The organism is Pseudomonas sp. H1_D05 (assembly GCF_054682705.1).
Map to the genome: position 1 here is coordinate 1,431,714 of NZ_CP162825.1, position 15,762 is coordinate 1,447,475.

At 60.7% G+C, this 15,762-nt stretch carries 18 protein-coding genes and 2 pseudogenes; 11 read left to right on the forward strand and 9 right to left on the reverse strand.

Annotated elements, in window-relative coordinates:
* Positions 1 to 45: 45 nt before the first annotated feature.
* Positions 46 to 1,080, reverse strand: a complete 1,035-nt coding sequence (locus AB4O11_RS06540; protein ID WP_041063525.1) for a type IV pilus twitching motility protein PilT — start codon at positions 1,078 to 1,080, stop codon at positions 46 to 48.
* Positions 1,081 to 1,136: 56 nt separating this feature from the next.
* On the opposite strand from AB4O11_RS06540, the gene AB4O11_RS06545 reads away from it, so the two are divergent.
* The 10 genes and pseudogenes from AB4O11_RS06545 (at position 1,137) to AB4O11_RS06590 (ending at position 8,101) form a co-directional block, all read left to right on the forward strand.
* On the forward strand, positions 1,137 to 1,823 hold the full coding sequence (locus tag AB4O11_RS06545; RefSeq protein WP_460089161.1) for a YggS family pyridoxal phosphate-dependent enzyme: 687 nt from the start codon (positions 1,137 to 1,139) through the stop codon (positions 1,821 to 1,823).
* A 23-nt stretch (positions 1,824 to 1,846) separates the two neighbouring features.
* A complete protein-coding gene (proC, locus tag AB4O11_RS06550; protein WP_093429835.1) occupies positions 1,847 to 2,665 on the forward strand; it encodes a pyrroline-5-carboxylate reductase in 819 nt (272 codons plus the stop codon).
* 10 nt (positions 2,666 to 2,675) lie between these two features.
* Entirely contained in the window at positions 2,676 to 3,266 is a 591-nt protein-coding gene (locus tag AB4O11_RS06555; protein ID WP_099757419.1) for a YggT family protein, read from the forward strand.
* Complete coding sequence (locus AB4O11_RS06560) at positions 3,263 to 3,550, forward strand: DUF167 domain-containing protein (protein ID WP_460130362.1); 288 nt, start codon at positions 3,263 to 3,265, stop codon at positions 3,548 to 3,550. The genes AB4O11_RS06555 and AB4O11_RS06560 overlap by 4 nt, the downstream gene beginning before the upstream one ends.
* Positions 3,551 to 3,729: 179 nt before the next feature.
* A pseudogene (gene metX, locus AB4O11_RS06565) lies at positions 3,730 to 4,870 on the forward strand (homoserine O-succinyltransferase MetX).
* Positions 4,871 to 4,877: 7 nt separating this feature from the next.
* Positions 4,878 to 5,498: a methionine biosynthesis protein MetW gene (gene metW / locus AB4O11_RS06570; RefSeq protein WP_008083798.1), complete on the forward strand. Its 621-nt coding sequence runs from the start codon at positions 4,878 to 4,880 to the stop codon at positions 5,496 to 5,498.
* A gap of 26 nt (positions 5,499 to 5,524) precedes the next feature.
* Complete coding sequence (locus AB4O11_RS06575) at positions 5,525 to 5,959, forward strand: DUF4426 domain-containing protein (protein ID WP_186620035.1); 435 nt, start codon at positions 5,525 to 5,527, stop codon at positions 5,957 to 5,959.
* Positions 5,956 to 6,553, forward strand: a pseudogene (gene rdgB / locus AB4O11_RS06580) (RdgB/HAM1 family non-canonical purine NTP pyrophosphatase). Before AB4O11_RS06575 ends, rdgB begins: the two are co-directional and overlap by 4 nt.
* Positions 6,550 to 7,755: a radical SAM family heme chaperone HemW gene (gene hemW / locus AB4O11_RS06585; RefSeq protein WP_099757421.1), complete on the forward strand. Its 1,206-nt coding sequence runs from the start codon at positions 6,550 to 6,552 to the stop codon at positions 7,753 to 7,755. The pseudogene rdgB and the gene hemW overlap by 4 nt, the downstream one beginning before the upstream one ends.
* A gap of 22 nt (positions 7,756 to 7,777) precedes the next feature.
* A complete protein-coding gene (locus AB4O11_RS06590) occupies positions 7,778 to 8,101 on the forward strand; it encodes a DUF3392 domain-containing protein (RefSeq protein WP_007913629.1) in 324 nt (107 codons plus the stop codon).
* A 130-nt stretch (positions 8,102 to 8,231) separates the two neighbouring features.
* Here the strand turns inward: AB4O11_RS06590 and trmB are convergent, their stop codons facing one another.
* The 4 genes from trmB to AB4O11_RS06610 form a co-directional block, all read right to left on the reverse strand.
* Positions 8,232 to 8,957, reverse strand: coding sequence for a tRNA (guanosine(46)-N7)-methyltransferase TrmB (trmB, locus tag AB4O11_RS06595; protein WP_460130363.1), 726 nt, complete (start codon positions 8,955 to 8,957; stop codon positions 8,232 to 8,234).
* 9 nt (positions 8,958 to 8,966) lie between these two features.
* Positions 8,967 to 9,761, reverse strand: coding sequence for a thiazole synthase (locus tag AB4O11_RS06600; RefSeq protein WP_007913621.1), 795 nt, complete (start codon positions 9,759 to 9,761; stop codon positions 8,967 to 8,969).
* A 60-nt stretch (positions 9,762 to 9,821) separates the two neighbouring features.
* On the reverse strand, positions 9,822 to 10,022 hold the full coding sequence (thiS, locus tag AB4O11_RS06605) for a sulfur carrier protein ThiS (protein WP_122604433.1): 201 nt from the start codon (positions 10,020 to 10,022) through the stop codon (positions 9,822 to 9,824).
* 71 nt (positions 10,023 to 10,093) lie between these two features.
* Positions 10,094 to 10,474 (reverse strand): DUF423 domain-containing protein, encoded by a 381-nt coding sequence (locus tag AB4O11_RS06610; RefSeq protein ID WP_116254318.1) that lies wholly within the window; start codon positions 10,472 to 10,474, stop codon positions 10,094 to 10,096.
* 74 nt (positions 10,475 to 10,548) lie between these two features.
* On the opposite strand from AB4O11_RS06610, the gene mtgA reads away from it, so the two are divergent.
* On the forward strand, positions 10,549 to 11,271 hold the full coding sequence (mtgA, locus tag AB4O11_RS06615) for a monofunctional biosynthetic peptidoglycan transglycosylase (protein ID WP_016983236.1): 723 nt from the start codon (positions 10,549 to 10,551) through the stop codon (positions 11,269 to 11,271).
* Between the two features lie 182 nt (positions 11,272 to 11,453).
* On the opposite strand, the gene rpoH is transcribed toward mtgA, so the two are convergent.
* From rpoH to ftsY, 4 genes are all read right to left on the reverse strand, one after another.
* Positions 11,454 to 12,308: an RNA polymerase sigma factor RpoH gene (rpoH, locus tag AB4O11_RS06620; RefSeq protein WP_003229146.1), complete on the reverse strand. Its 855-nt coding sequence runs from the start codon at positions 12,306 to 12,308 to the stop codon at positions 11,454 to 11,456.
* Positions 12,309 to 12,423: 115 nt separating this feature from the next.
* Complete coding sequence (gene ftsX / locus AB4O11_RS06625) at positions 12,424 to 13,449, reverse strand: permease-like cell division protein FtsX (RefSeq protein WP_077574909.1); 1,026 nt, start codon at positions 13,447 to 13,449, stop codon at positions 12,424 to 12,426.
* Complete coding sequence (gene ftsE, locus AB4O11_RS06630) at positions 13,446 to 14,117, reverse strand: cell division ATP-binding protein FtsE (RefSeq protein ID WP_008065082.1); 672 nt, start codon at positions 14,115 to 14,117, stop codon at positions 13,446 to 13,448. Before ftsE ends, ftsX begins: the two co-directional genes overlap by 4 nt.
* Complete coding sequence (ftsY, locus tag AB4O11_RS06635; protein WP_460130364.1) at positions 14,114 to 15,592, reverse strand: signal recognition particle-docking protein FtsY; 1,479 nt, start codon at positions 15,590 to 15,592, stop codon at positions 14,114 to 14,116. The genes ftsE and ftsY overlap by 4 nt, the downstream gene beginning before the upstream one ends.
* Positions 15,593 to 15,762 lie beyond the last annotated feature (170 nt).

Below are 15,762 nucleotides of genomic sequence, written 5' to 3' on the forward strand. Positions count from 1 at the left end.
GTCCCGGGCTGCATTCCCACGCAGAGCGTGGGAACGATCACTCCCTCAGAAATTATCCGGCGTGCGCGCCTTCTCCCGCGCATGTTCGCGGCTGATCAAGCCCTTGGTCACCAGTTCCTTCAGGCACATGTCCAGTGTCTGCATGCCCAACGACCCACCCGTCTGAATCGCCGAATACATCTGCGCGACCTTGTCCTCGCGGATCAGGTTACGGATCGCCGACGTCCCCAGCATGATCTCGTGCGCCGCCACCCGCCCGCCGCCGATCTTCTTGATCAGCGTCTGCGAAACCACCGCCAGCAGCGACTCGGAAAGCATCGAGCGCACCATCGACTTCTCGTCACCGGGGAACACGTCGACCACGCGGTCGATGGTTTTCGCCGCCGAGGTGGTGTGCAGCGTGCCGAACACCAAGTGCCCGGTTTCGGCTGCGGTCAGCGCCAGGCGAATGGTTTCCAGGTCACGCATCTCACCGACCAAAATTACATCCGGGTCTTCACGCAGTGCCGAGCGCAACGCAGTGGCGAAACTGCGGGTATCACGGTGGACTTCACGCTGATTGATCAGGCATTTGCGCGACTCGTGAACAAACTCGATCGGATCTTCGATAGTCAGGATGTGGTGATGCCGGTGGGTATTGAGGTAATCGATCATCGCCGCCAGCGTGGTCGATTTGCCGGAACCGGTCGGCCCGGTGACCAGCACCAGACCGCGCGGCGCATCGGTGATCTTGCGGAAGACGTCGCCCATGGCAAGGTCTTCCATGCTCAGCACTTTCGACGGAATCGTACGGAATACGGCGCCGGCGCCACGGTTCTGGTTAAAGGCGTTAACCCGGAAACGCGCCACACCCGGCACTTCGAAAGAAAAGTCGGTTTCCAGATGTTTCTCGAAGTCGACCCGCTGGGTGTCGTTCATGATGTCGTAGATCAGTTCGTGCACTTGCTTGTGATCCAGCGCCGGCAGATTGATCCGCCGCACGTCGCCATCGACGCGGATCATCGGCGGCAGACCGGCCGACAGGTGCAGGTCGGAAGCTCCCTGTTTGGCGCTGAAGGCCAGCAGTTCAGTGATATCCATAGCGCTCCTCAATTCCAGTAGAATGCCGCGAACCTTCCGACCGCTGGCGCCTCTTGATGTCCACGATAGCAGACAACATCCAACTGGTTAGTTCGCGCATCCAGGCAGCGGTAACAGCTGCAAACCGCGCTGAAAACAGCGTCCAGCTGCTCGCGGTCAGCAAGACCAAACCCGCCCAGGCCCTGCGCGAAGCGTATGCCGCCGGCCTGCGCGACTTTGGCGAGAACTACCTGCAGGAAGCCCTGGGCAAACAGCTCGAACTGGCCGACCTGCCCTTGATCTGGCACTTCATCGGCCCCATTCAATCGAACAAGACTCGCGCCATCGCCGAGCATTTCGACTGGGTGCACTCCGTGGATCGCCTGAAAATCGCTCAACGCCTGTCCGAACAGCGCCCGGCCGAGTTGCCGCCGCTGAACATCTGCATACAGGTCAACGTCAGCGGTGAGGCGAGCAAGTCCGGCTGCACCCCGGCCGACCTGCCGGCATTGGCCGCGGCCATCAACGCCTTGCCACGCTTGAAACTGCGCGGCTTGATGGCAATTCCCGAGCCGACCGAAGATCGCGCCGAGCAAGACGCGGCCTTCGCCGCCGTGCAGAAATTGCAGGCCAGCCTCGATCTGCCGCTCGACACACTGTCCATGGGCATGAGCCACGACCTCGAGTCGGCCATTGCCCAAGGCGCCACCTGGGTGCGTATCGGTACGGCCCTGTTTGGTGCCAGAGATTATTCCCAGTCTTGAACGATTCCAGATAAGGACCACACATGAGCAACACACGTATTGCGTTTATCGGTGCGGGCAACATGGCGGCCAGCCTGATCGGCGGCCTGCGCGCCAAGGGCCTGGAAGCCGCACAGATCCGCGCCAGCGACCCGGGTGAAGAAACCCGCGCCAAAGTCAGTGCCGAACACGGCATCGAAACTTTCGCCGACAACGCCCAGGCCATCGACGGCGTCGATGTGATTGTGCTGGCAGTCAAGCCACAGGCGATGAAAGCCGTGTGCGAGGCGATTCGCCCAAGCCTGAAACCGAATCAACTGGTGGTCTCCATTGCCGCTGGCATCACTTGCGCCAGCATGACCGCCTGGCTTGGCGAGCAGCCAATCGTGCGCTGCATGCCCAACACCCCGGCACTGCTGCGACAGGGCGTCAGCGGTTTGTACGCGACCAGCGAAGTGACCGCCGAGCAGCGTCAGCAAGCCGAAGAGCTGCTGTCCGCCGTCGGCATTGCCCTGTGGCTGAACGAAGAGCAGCAACTCGATGCGGTCACCGCCGTCTCCGGCTCCGGCCCGGCGTACTTCTTCCTGCTGATCGAAGCCATGACTGCTGCTGGCGTCAAACTCGGCTTGCCGAAGGACATCGCTGAACAACTGACTCTGCAGACCGCACTCGGCGCCGCACACATGGCCGTCTCCAGCGACGTTGACGCTGCTGAACTGCGCCGCCGTGTGACCTCGCCAAATGGCACTACGGAAGCTGCAATCAAATCATTCCAGGCCAATGGCTTCGAAGCCCTGGTCGAAACCGCACTCGGCGCCGCCGCGCACCGCTCGGCCGAAATGGCCGAACAACTGGGCAAATAAGGAGCCTTACATGATTGGATTGAACACCGCAGCGGTTTACGTGCTGCAAACCCTCGGCAGTCTGTACCTGCTGATCGTGCTGCTGCGTTTCGTCCTGCAACTGGTACGGGCGAACTTCTACAACCCGCTGTGCCAGTTCGTGGTCAAGGCGACCCAGCCGCTGCTCAAGCCACTGCGCCGGATCATCCCGAGCCTGTTCGGCCTCGACATGTCGTCGCTGGTGCTGGCGATTCTGGTGCAACTGGCACTGATGGCGCTGACCCTGCTGCTGACTTACGGCACCACCGGCAACCCGCTGCAACTGTTTATCTGGTCGATCATCGGCGTGACCGCACTGTTCCTGAAGATCTTCTTCTTCGCCCTGATCATCAGCGTGATTCTGTCGTGGGTTGCGCCGGGCAGCCACAATCCGGGCGCTGAACTGGTCAACCAGATCTGCGAGCCGGCGCTGGCGCCGTTCCGCAAGTTCCTGCCGAATCTTGGCGGTCTGGACCTGTCGCCGATCTTCGCCTTCCTCGCGCTGAAACTGATCGACATGCTGGTGATCAACAATCTGGCGGCGATGACGATGATGCCGGAAATCCTGCGCTTGCTGATGTGAGCTGGTTCCGTTGGGACGGTGACGACTTGATCCTCGAGTGTCACCTGCAACCGGCAGCCCGCAGCGATGACTTCGCCGGGCTGCACGGTGATCGTTTGAAGATTCGCCTGACTGCGCCGCCGGTCGAGGGTAAGGCCAATGCTTATCTGATGGGCTTTCTGGCCAAGGTGTTCGGGGTTTCCAAGAGCCAGGTCAGCTTGCTCAGTGGTGAGCTGAACAGGCAGAAGCGGGTGAAAATCTGCTCGCCGAAGAAGTTGCCGGATTTGCCTGACCTAATGCGCTGATCGTTCCCACGCTCCGCGTGGGAATGCATCCCGGGACGCTCCGCGTCCCCTGCCGAAGCGGACGCCGAGCGTCCAATGAGGCATTCCCACGCAGAGCGTGGGAACGAGCGCAGGTAGTTGCTTGCCGCTAACCCCCCCGGTCTTTAGACTTACGCCTCATTTCAACGAGAGCAGGGTCGATGCCAACTGCCTTTCCCCCCGATTCTGTTGGTCTGGTGACGCCGCAAACCGCGCACTTCAGCGATCCGCTGGCGCTGGCCTGTGGCCGTTCGCTGGCCGCCTATGACCTGATCTACGAAACCTACGGCACGCTGAACGCGCAGGCGAGCAACGCCGTGCTGATTTGCCATGCCTTGTCCGGCCATCACCACGCTGCCGGCTATCACAGCGTCGACGACCGCAAACCCGGTTGGTGGGACAGCTGCATCGGCCCGGGCAAGCCGATCGACACCAACAAGTTCTTCGTGGTCAGCCTGAATAACCTCGGCGGCTGCAACGGCTCCACCGGCCCGAGCAGCATCAACCCGGAGACCGGCAAACCGTTCGGTGCCGATTTCCCGGTGCTCACCGTGGAAGACTGGGTGCACAGCCGGGCACGCCTCGCTGATCTGCTCGGCATCGGCCAGTGGGCAGCCGTGATCGGCGGCAGCCTCGGCGGCATGCAGGCGCTGCAATGGACCATCACTTACCCGGATCGTGTGCGTCACTGCCTGGCCATCGCCTCGGCACCGAAGCTGTCGGCACAGAACATCGCCTTCAACGAAGTTGCGCGTCAGGCGATCCTCACCGACCCGGAATTCCACGGCGGTTCGTTCCAGTGAAGCAGGTGTAATCCCCAAGCGCGGGCTGATGCTGGCGCGGATGGTCGGCCACATTACTTACCTGTCCGACGATTCGATGGGCGAGAAATTCGGCCGCGGCCTGAAGAGCGAGAAGCTCAACTACGACTTCCACAGCGTCGAATTCCAGGTCGAAAGCTACCTGCGTTATCAGGGCGAAGAGTTCTCCGGACGCTTCGACGCCAACACCTATCTGTTGATGACCAAGGCACTGGATTACTTCGATCCGGCGGCGAACTTCGACGATAACCTTGCGAAAACCTTTCAAAACGCCACGGCCAAGTTCTGCGTAATGTCGTTCACCACCGACTGGCGCTTCTCTCCGGCCCGCTCGCGGGAATTGGTGGATGCGCTGATGGCGGCGCGCAAAGACGTCAGCTATCTGGAAATCGACGCACCGCAGGGCCACGACGCCTTCCTGATTCCGATCCCGCGCTACTTGCAGGCGTTCGGCAATTACATGAACCGCATCACGTTGTGAGAAAGCCATGAGAGCTGATCTGGAAATCATCCAGGAATGGATCCCCGCCGGCAGCCGCGTCCTCGACCTCGGTTGCGGTGACGGCGAGCTGCTGACCTGGCTGCGCGACAACAAGAACGTCACCGGTTATGGCCTGGAAAACGACGCCGACAACATCGCCGAGTGCGTGGCCAAGGGCATCAACGTCATCGAGCAGGATCTGGACAAGGGGCTGGGCAACTTCGCCAGCAACAGTTTCGACATCGTCGTCATGACCCAGGCCCTGCAAGCCGTGCACTACCCGGACAAGATCCTCGACGAAATGCTCCGGGTCGGCCGCCAGTGCATCATCACTTTCCCGAACTTCGGCCACTGGCGCTGCCGCTGGTATCTGGCGAGCAAGGGCCGCATGCCGGTGTCCGAGTTTCTGCCGTACACCTGGTACAACACACCGAACATTCACTTCTGCACCTTCGAAGACTTTGAAGAACTTTGCCGCGAACGTGATGCGAAGGTCATTGATCGGCTTGCCGTGGATCAACAGCACCGTCACGGGTGGGCCAGTAAGCTATGGCCTAATCTGTTAGGTGAGATCGGTATCTACCGCGTCAGCAGCCCGCAGCTTGCAGACCACAAAGTCGCGGTCTGAATCCCGTCATTTCGAGGAGCACGATCATGGGTCGTTTAGCGTTGTTGTTATTGACTGCCTGCCTGAGCGCCAGCGCCATAGCGGCCGACGTCATCAAGGGCGAGCGCAAGGAAACCTTTGGCGACGTCACGGTGCACTACAACACTTTCAACTCGACGTTTCTGACGCCGGACATCGCCAAGGCGGCTGAACTGATTCGCAGCAAAAATCAGGGCGTGATCAATGTCTCGGTGATCAAGGACGGCAAACCGCTGGTCGCCAACGTCACCGGCACGGTCAAAGACCTGACCAGCCAGAGCGTGCCGCTGAATTTCAAGCAAGTCACCGAGCAGGGTGCGATCTACTACATCGCCCAATACCCGGTGCCTCAGCAGGAAACCCGCACCTTTGAAATCAAGGTGCAGAACGGCGACAAGATCAACACCATCAATTTCAACCAAGAACTCTTTCCCGGCGAATGATGAACATCAAGCAGCTCGTACTGGCCAGCCATAACGCCGGCAAACTCAAAGAACTCCAGTGCCATGCTCGGCGAATCGGTGCAACTGCGCTCGATTGGCGAGTGGAGCAAGGTCGAGCCGGAAGAAACCGGTCTGTCGTTCGTCGAGAACGCGATCCTCAAGGCGCGTAATGCCGCGCGCATTTCCGGGTTGCCGGCGCTGGCCGACGACTCCGGTCTGGCGGTGGATTTACTTGGCGGTGCGCCGGGCATCTATTCGGCGCGTTATGCCGACGGCAAGGGCGATGCGGCGAACAATGCCAAATTGCTCGATGCACTGAAAGATGTGCCGGAAGCCGAGCGCGGTGCGCAGTTCGTCTGCGTGCTGGCATTGGTGCGTCACGCCGATGATCCGTTGCCGATCCTCTGCGAAGGCCTGTGGCACGGACGCATCCTGACGGCCGCCAGCGGCGAGCACGGTTTCGGTTATGACCCGCTGTTCTGGGTGCCGGAGCGTGATGTGTCCAGCGCCGAACTGAGTCCGGCCGACAAGAACCAGATCAGCCACCGCGCCCGTGCAATGGATCTGCTGCGCCAGCGTCTGGGCCTGAAATGACCCGTGACTCTTCTGCGCCGTCGCTGATTGTCGGCGGCGCCGCTTCTTCGCCTCGGGCACCGCTGCCAACGCTGCCGCCCCTGGCGCTGTACATCCACATCCCGTGGTGTGTGCGCAAATGTCCGTATTGCGACTTCAACTCGCACACTGCCAGCCCGGTGTTGCCGGAGCAGGAATACGTCGACGCGCTGCTGGCCGATCTCGATCAGGATCTGCACGCCGTGTACGGTCGTGAAATCAGTTCGATCTTCTTTGGTGGCGGCACGCCGAGCCTGTTCAGCGCCGAAGCCCTCGGGCGGCTGCTGGAAGGCGTCGAACAGCGGATTCCGTTTGCCCACGACATCGAAATCACTCTGGAAGCCAACCCCGGGACCTTCGAGCAAGAGAAGTTCGTCGCGTACCGCAAGCTGGGGATCAATCGCCTGTCGATCGGCATCCAGAGCTTCCAGCAGGAAAAGCTCAAGGCGCTGGGGCGGATTCACAACGGTGACGAAGCGGTACGCGCGGCCGGTATGGCGCGGCAGGCCGGGTTCGATAACTTCAACCTCGACTTGATGCACGGTTTGCCCGATCAGTCGCTGGACGATGCCCTCAGCGATCTGCGCCAGGCCATCGCGCTGAATCCAACGCACATTTCCTGGTATCAGCTGACGCTGGAGCCGAACACCGTGTTCTGGAACCAGCCGCCGGTGCTGCCGGAAGATGACACGCTGTGGGACATTCAAGAGGCCGGGCAAGCGCTGCTGGCGGAACACGGTTATGCGCAATACGAAGTGTCGGCTTATGCCCAGGCGGGTCGGCCAGCGCGGCACAACCTCAATTACTGGAGTTTCGGCGACTTCATCGGCATCGGCGCGGGTGCGCATGGCAAGCTCAGCCATCCGGACGGGCGCATCGTGCGTACCTGGAAAACCCGTTTGCCGAAGGACTATCTCAACCCGGCAAAAAGCTTTCAGGCCGGCGAGAAAGCGCTGACCAACGACGAGATGCCGTTCGAGTTTCTGATGAACGCTTTGCGCCTGACCGCAGGCGTCGAATCGCGCCTGTATCCTGAGCGCACCGGGCTGTCGCTGGAAAGCCTCGCTGAAGGCCGGGCAGCGGCAGAACAAAGCGGTCTGTTGCAGGTCGAACCGTCACGTCTGGCGGCCACCGAGCGCGGACAGCTGTTTCTCAACGACTTGCTGCAACAATTTCTGAACTGACTTCAGTCCCAAGGGAAAACGCATGGATTTGATACTCGACCTGCTCGCCACCGTCTCCCGCTGGAGCCGTAGCAACCTCTCGGAAATCGCCCTGGCGCTGGTCGGCTGCCTGCTGGTGCTGTTCGGCGCCGACTTCAAAGGCTGGGTTGAGCAACGCCTGGGCAGCATCGCCGGCGCCCTGCGCGTGCCATTGATGGCGCTGCTCTGCGTGATCGGCAGCGGTGCGGCGCTGATCTATGCAACGCCTTGGGTTATCAAGGGTTTGAGCCAGTTCAACAACTACAGCCTGGCGCCAGTCCTGCTGGTGGTGCTGGTGCTGATCGGCGTCGTCGCCGACCGCCGCTGATCTTTCAGCACACCCAAAACGACTGTAGGAGTGAGCCTGCTCGCGATTGCGGTCTGACATTCAACCTCTTCGGTGACTGTCAGCCCGCAATCGCGAGCAGGCTCACTCCTACATTTTTACCGCGTGATGCTCAGGACTGTTTTTCGAACTTCAGGTCCCACACGCCATGGCCCAGTCGTTCGCCGCGGCGTTCGAACTTGGTGATCGGGCGTTCGGCCGGGCGTGGTACGCACTTGCCGTCTTCGGCGAGGTTGCGGTAGCCCGGGGCGACGTTCATCACTTCCAGCATGTACTCGGCGTACGGTTCCCAGTCGGTGGCCATGTGCAGGATGCCGCCAACCTTCAACTTGCTGCGCACCAGTTCAGCGAACGAGGCCTGAACGATACGACGCTTGTGGTGACGGCTCTTGTGCCATGGGTCCGGGAAGAACAGCATCAGGCGATCGAGGCTGTTGTCGGCGATGCAGCGGTTAAGCACTTCGATCGCGTCGCAATCGTAGACCCGCAGGTTGGTCAGGCCCTGAGTCAGCACGCCATTGAGCAGCGCGCCAACACCCGGACGGTGAACCTCAACGCCGATGAAATCCTGATCCGGCGCGGCCGCAGCCATTTCCAGTAGCGAGTGGCCCATGCCGAAACCGATCTCCAGCGAGCGCGGTGCCGAACGGCCGAACACTTGATCGTAATCCACCGGCGCGTCGGCCAGCGGCAGCACGTAAAGCGGCCCGCCCTGATCCAGGCCGCGTTGCTGGCCTTCGGTCATGCGCCCGGCGCGCATCACGAAGCTCTTGATGCGGCGGTGTTGGCGCTCGTCGCCCTCTTCCGTCTGGACAGGCGTGTCGTTCGATTCAGTCATCAATGGCTCTTACTTGATCAGACCATCCAGCGGCGAGGAGGCGCTGGCATAGAGTTTTTTCGGCATACGGCCAGCGAGGTAGGCCAGACGGCCTGCAACGATGGCGTGTTTCATGGCTTCAGCCATCATCACCGGCTGCTGGGCGTGGGCGATGGCCGAGTTCATCAGCACCGCATCGCAACCCAGTTCCATGGCGATGGTCGCATCGGACGCAGTGCCGACACCGGCATCGACCAGCACAGGGATTTTGGCTTCTTCGAGGATGATCTGCAGGTTGTACGGGTTGCAGATCCCCAGACCGGAACCAATCAAACCGGCCAGCGGCATGACCGCGATGCAGCCGATTTCCGCCAGTTGGCGGGCGATGATCGGGTCATCGCTGGTGTACACCATCACGTCGAAGCCTTCCTTGACCAGCGTTTCTGCGGCCTTAAGGGTTTCGATGACGTTAGGGAACAGGGTCTTCTGGTCGGCCAGCACTTCCAGCTTCACCAGATTGTGGCCATCGAGCAGCTCACGGGCCAGGCGGCAGGTGCGCACGGCTTCGATGGCGTCGTAGCATCCAGCGGTGTTCGGCAGGAAGGTGTAGCGCTCCGGCGACAGCACGTCGAGCAGGTTCGGTTCGCCTTCGATCTGGCCCAGGTTGGTGCGGCGCACGGCGAAGGTGACGATCTCGGCACCCGAGGCTTCGATGGCCTGACGGGTTTCTTCCATGTCACGGTACTTGCCGGTACCGACCAGCAAACGCGACTGGTAAGTACGACCGGCCAGCACAAAAGGCTTGTCGCTACGAACGATGCTCATGGGGAATCCTCTTTAGGAGTGAGGGTCTTGCAGAATTCTGTGCCCTTGCAGACCTGGCGATCAGCCGCCGCCGATGGCGTGCACCACTTCGACGTTGTCACCATCATTGAGGGTGGTGTCGGCATGCTGGCTGCGCGGGACGATATCCAGATTGAGTTCGACTGCCACTCGACGTCCGGTCAGTTCCAGACGAGTGATCAGGGCCGCAACGGTCTCGCCGTCGGGCAGTTCAAGGGATTCGCCGTTCAACTGAATGCGCATGCGTAACGCCGCCATCATTTTTAGGGGCTGGCATTCTAGCCCGATCATGACCTAAAGGTCAGCACCAAGCGTCAAGCGGTTGGTTGCAAGCGCCAGGCGGCGAGGCCCAGGCATAGCCAGCCAATCAGGAACGCCAGGCCACCAAATGGGGTGATGATGCCGAGCTTGCTGATGCCGGTCATGGTCAGCACATACAGACTGCCAGAGAACAACAGGATGCCAATGGTGAATGACACGCCGGCCCAAGTGACCAGTCGGCCCTGAATCTGCGTGGCCAACAGCGCCACACCAAACAGCGCCAAGGTGTGCACCAATTGATAGGTGACGCCGGTATGGAAGATCGCCAGATACTCGGGTGTCAGGCGGTTTTTCAGGCCATGGGCGGCGAATGCACCCAAGGCGACCCCGGTGAAACCGAAAAAAGCGGCCAGCATCAAAAAGCCACGCAGCATTGGGAACTCCAGTCAGACGCGATCGGCAGGGTCTGTATAATGGCCCGCTCCACCGGTTCGGCCAAGCCATCTCTATGCTGCGTACTATTTTCCGTCGTCTCACGAAGGCCCTGCTCTGGTTCGCGGGCGGCAGCATTTTGCTGGTGCTGGTGTTTCGCTTCGTGCCACCGCCGGGCACGGCGTTGATGGTCGAGCGCAAAGTCGAATCCTGGGTCGATGGCGAGCCGATTGACCTGCAACGTACCTGGAAGCCATGGGACGAGATCTCCGATGACCTCAAAGTCGCGGTCATGGCCGGTGAGGATCAGAAGTTTCCCGAGCATTGGGGCTTTGATTTCAGTGCGATCCAGGCAGCGTTGGCCCACAACGAGCTTGGCGGGTCGATTCGCGGCGCCAGCACCTTGAGCCAGCAGGTGTCGAAAAACCTGTTTCTGTGGGCCGGCCGCAGCTATCTGCGTAAAGGCCTGGAGGCGTGGTTTACCGCGCTGATCGAGGTGTTCTGGCCCAAGCAGCGGATTCTTGAGGTGTATCTCAACAGCGTCGAGTGGGATGACGGGGTGTTTGGCGCCGAAGCCGCAGCCCGCCATCACTTTGGTGTGAGCGCGAAGTCGTTGTCGCGGCAGCAGGCGAGTTATCTGGCGGCTGTTCTGCCCAACCCTCGGGTGTGGAGCGCTAGCCATCCGACCGCTTATGTCTCGCGCCGGGCCGGGTGGATTCGTCAGCAGATGAGTCAGTTGGGTGGGGATAGTTATCTGTTGGGGCTCAACGATTCCCGCCGCGCACCTTGGTCGCGATAACACCGAGGATCTAAATGTAGGAGTGAGCCTGCTCGCGATACCGGTGCATCAGTGACGGCAATGCTGACTGTCACACCGCTATCGCGAGCAGGCTCACTCCTACAATTGTTTTGTGTGAAGCCTGAAATGAAAACGCCCCGATCATCGCTGATCGGGGCGTTTTTTTATTGCCTGCTCGCCGGTTATGCGGCGATCGACAACTTGAGCTTGTTCATCGCGCTCTTCTCGAGCTGACGGATCCGCTCGGCCGACACGTTGTACTTCTGCGCCAGGTCGTGCAGCGTGGCTTTCTCTTCGGCCAGCCAGCGCTGGTAAAGGATGTCGCGGCTACGTTCGTCCAGCACTTCCAGCGCTTCGTGCAGGTTGTGGTTGGAGTTGTCGCTCCAATCGGCATCTTCCAGTTGACGCGCCGGGTCGTACCGGTGGTCTTCCAGGTAGTTGGCCGGCGACTGGAAAGCGCTGTCGTCGTCGGCTTCAGCAGCCGGGTCGAAAGCCATGTCATGGCCGGTCAGGCGACTTTCCATTTCGCGCACTTCACGCGGCTCGACGCCGAGGCTTTCCGCCACACGGTGGACTTCCTCGTTGTTCAGCCACGCCAGACGTTTTTTCTGGCTGCGCAGGTTGAAGAACAGCTTGCGCTGGGCCTTGGTGGTCGCGACTTTCACAATGCGCCAGTTGCGCAGGATGAACTCGTGAATTTCCGCCTTGATCCAGTGCACGGCGAACGACACCAGACGCACACCCATTTCCGGGTTGAAGCGCTTCACGGCCTTCATCAGGCCGACGTTACCTTCCTGGATCAGGTCAGCCTGAGCCAGACCGTAGCCGGAATAGCTACGGGCAATGTGTACGACAAAACGCAGGTGGGCGAGCACCATCTGCCGAGCCGCCCCCAAATCCTGCTCATAGTAGAGACTCTCGGCCAGTTCACGCTCCTGCTCCGGCGTCAGCAATGGAATGCTGTTGACGGTGTGCACGTAGGCTTCCAGGTTCGCACCCGGAACCAACGCATACGCAGGTTGCAAAGAATTGGTCATACGAAAAAACCTCCCACTTACATACTCGTGCCTCTCGGCACTGCGAAAAATTGACCGGGAATTCAAGTGCAAGTTCCCAAAAAAACCGCGAGGTCAATCACGCGCAAAAAAGATTCTACTTCGGCGCCAGCTCCCTGAGATGGCGTGCGACTGCAATCCATGCACCGATATAACCCAACAGCACCGCGCCAAGCAAGAGCGACAGACCGTCGGCAACTGGCACTCCGGCCAGAGCGAAATCGCTGCCGTACAAACCGGCCAGCCCAACCACCGCATCGTTCAGCCAGTTCAGGCCGAACGCCAAGACGCCCCAGGACAATAGCCCCGCACCGAAGCCATACAACGCGCCCATATAAAGGAAAGGGCGACGCACATAACTGTCAGTGCCGCCGACGAGTTTAATCACTTCTATCTCGGTGCGGCGGTTTTCAATATGAAGACGAATGGTATTGCCTATCACCAAAAGTAATGCAGAAACCAGCAGCACCGTCAGACCGAAGACAAAACGATCGCCAAGCTTGAGGATCGCGGCCAAACGCTCGACCCAGACTAGATCAAGTTGCGCCTGTTGTACCTTGGGCAATTCGGAAAGTTTTTGTCTTAATGCTTCCAGCGTCGGCTTGTCGACCTCGTTCGGGGTGACCAGCACCACGCCCGGCAACGGGTTCTCCGGCAGCTCGCGCAGGGCTTCGCCCAACCCGGATTGCTGCTGAAACTCTTCCAGCGCCTGATCGCGGCCGACATATTCAGCATCCGCTACGCCGGGCATGCCTTTGATCTGCTCGCGCAACGACTCGCCCTGCTCCGGGCTGGCGTCGAGTTGCAGATACAGCGAAATCTGCGCCGCACGCTGCCACGAACCGCCAAGACGCTCGACGTTGTTGAGCAACAGGGACAAGCCCATTGGCAGACTCAGCGCGACCGCCATCACCATGCAGGTGAAGAAGCTGCCGATCGGCTGCTTGCCGAGACGACGCAGGCTGTCGAGCAGACTGGCGCGATGGCTTTCGACCCAGGCACGGAACAGCGTGGCGAAGTCCGGGCCATCGTCTTCGTCGTGTTTTTTCTTCTTCGGTGGCTGCGGATCGGCGGCTTTCGGGGCCACGCGTTCGGAAACCTTCGGACTGCGTGTGGCACTCATTCTCCGGCCTCCCCGTCGCCAATCAATCGGCCGCGTTGGAGGGTCAGCATGCGGTGACGCATGCGCGCGATCAGTGCCAGGTCGTGACTGGCGATCAGCACGCTGGTGCCCAGACGGTTGATGTCTTCGAATACGCCCATGATTTCCGCCGCCAGACGCGGGTCGAGGTTACCGGTCGGTTCGTCCGCCAGCAGCAAGGCCGGGCGGTGCACGATGGCGCGGGCGATGCCGACGCGCTGTTGCTGACCGGTGGACAGGTCGCCCGGGTACAGATCGGTTTTATCCGACAGCGCCACGCGCTCCAGCGCCGAGTCGACACGCTTGGCGATTTCGGCCTTGGACAAGCCAAGAATCTGCAGCGGCAAGGCGACGTTGTTGAACACCGTGCGATCGAACAGCAGTTGGTGATTCTGGAACACCACGCCGATCTGCCGACGCAGGAACGGAATCTGCGCGTTGCTGATGGTGCTCAGGTCTTGCCCGGCCAGCAGCAGTTTGCCGCTGGTCGGACGCTCCATCGCCAGCAACAGGCGCAACAACGTGGATTTACCGGCGCCGGAGTGGCCGGTGACAAACAAGAACTCGCCACGACGGACTCGAAAGCTCAGCTCATGCAAGCCGACGTGACCGTTCGGGTAGCGTTTACCGACCTGTTCGAAACGAATCATGAACGCTCCCGCTCGGCAAACAGTGCCTGGACAAAGGGTTCGGCTTCAAAGGTACGCAAATCGTCGATGCCTTCACCGACGCCGATGTAGCGGATCGGTAAGCCGAACTGCTTGGCCAGGGCGAAAATCACCCCGCCCTTGGCGGTACCGTCGAGCTTGGTCAGCGCCAGGCCGGTCAGTTCGACGGTCTGGTTGAATTGCTTGGCCTGGTTGATGGCGTTCTGGCCGGTGCCGGCGTCGAGCACCAGCAGCACTTCGTGCGGCGCGTCGGCGTCGAGCTTGCCGATCACCCGGCGAACTTTTTTCAGTTCTTCCATCAGGTTGTCTTTGGTGTGCAGGCGACCGGCGGTGTCGGCGATCAATACATCGATACTACGGGCCTTGGCGGCCTGCACGGCGTCGAAGATCACCGAAGCCGAGTCGGCGCCGGTGTGCTGGGCGATGACCGGGATCTTGTTGCGCTCGCCCCAGACTTGCAGCTGTTCCACGGCAGCGGCGCGGAAGGTGTCACCGGCGGCGAGCATGACTTTCTTGCCTTCCAGTTGCAGCTTCTTCGCCAGTTTGCCGATGGTGGTGGTTTTGCCGGCGCCGTTGACGCCCACCACCAGAATCACGAACGGCTTGTTCTGCGAAACGATTTTCAGCGGTTGTTCGACCGGCTTGAGCATCGCCGCCAGTTCGGCCTGCAGGGATTTGTACAGCGCGTCGGCGTCGGCCAGCTCTTTGCGGGCGACCTTCTGGGTCAGGCGCTGGATGATCTGCGTGGTGGCTTCGACGCCGACGTCGGCGGTGAGCAGACGGGTTTCGAGGTCATCGAGCAGATCGTCATCGATGGTTTTGCGGCCGAGGAACAGGCTGGCCATGCCCTCGCCGATGCTGGCGCTGGTTTTCGACAGGCCTTGCTTGAGGCGGGCGAAGAAACCGGCTTTGGCTTCTTCGGTGCGCGGGGCTTCGACTGGGGCCTCGGTAACCACTTCAACCGGCACAACTGGAGCAGCGACGACCGGTGCAGGTGCAGGTGCAGGTGCAGGCTGTTGAACAACTGGCGCAACAAACACGGGCGCAACAGGCTCGACAACCGGCTCAACCACCGGCGCCGGAGCAACCTCTGGAACGAACGCAGCAGGCGCAGGAATCATCGGGGTGATATGCGGCGCAGCCTCTTCAACCAACGCCACCGGCTCTTCCGCCACCGGCAAGGTCAGCCACGGTTCAGCCGCAGGAGTCAGTGGTAGCTCAGCCGCCACAGGCGCTTCAGGCTCAGGCTCAACCGGTTGCAACACCGGCTCGGCAATCGGCAGCACAATCGGTGCCGGCTCTTCTTCTATGACTGGCGCCGGCGCAGGCGCTGGCTCAGGAATCACCGGCGGCTGTTCGACGACGGGTTCCTGCGGTTTCTTACGCAGCCATCCGAACAGGCTTTTCTTCTCGCCAGCCGCAGCTGGGGTCTTCTTGTCGTCGTTGGAACCAAACATGGAGGACGGCTATCTCACGGTAGCGACGCGCCATAAGGGCGCCCCGGCAAATAAATATTCGATGCAGAACAGACTGTGTTTCATCCAGCTTGTTCACGCGCAACATTTTGTCGAGGCGCCAGCGGCACCTCAAAGAATCGTATAAACGAAGGACTAAACCGGCAAATTCG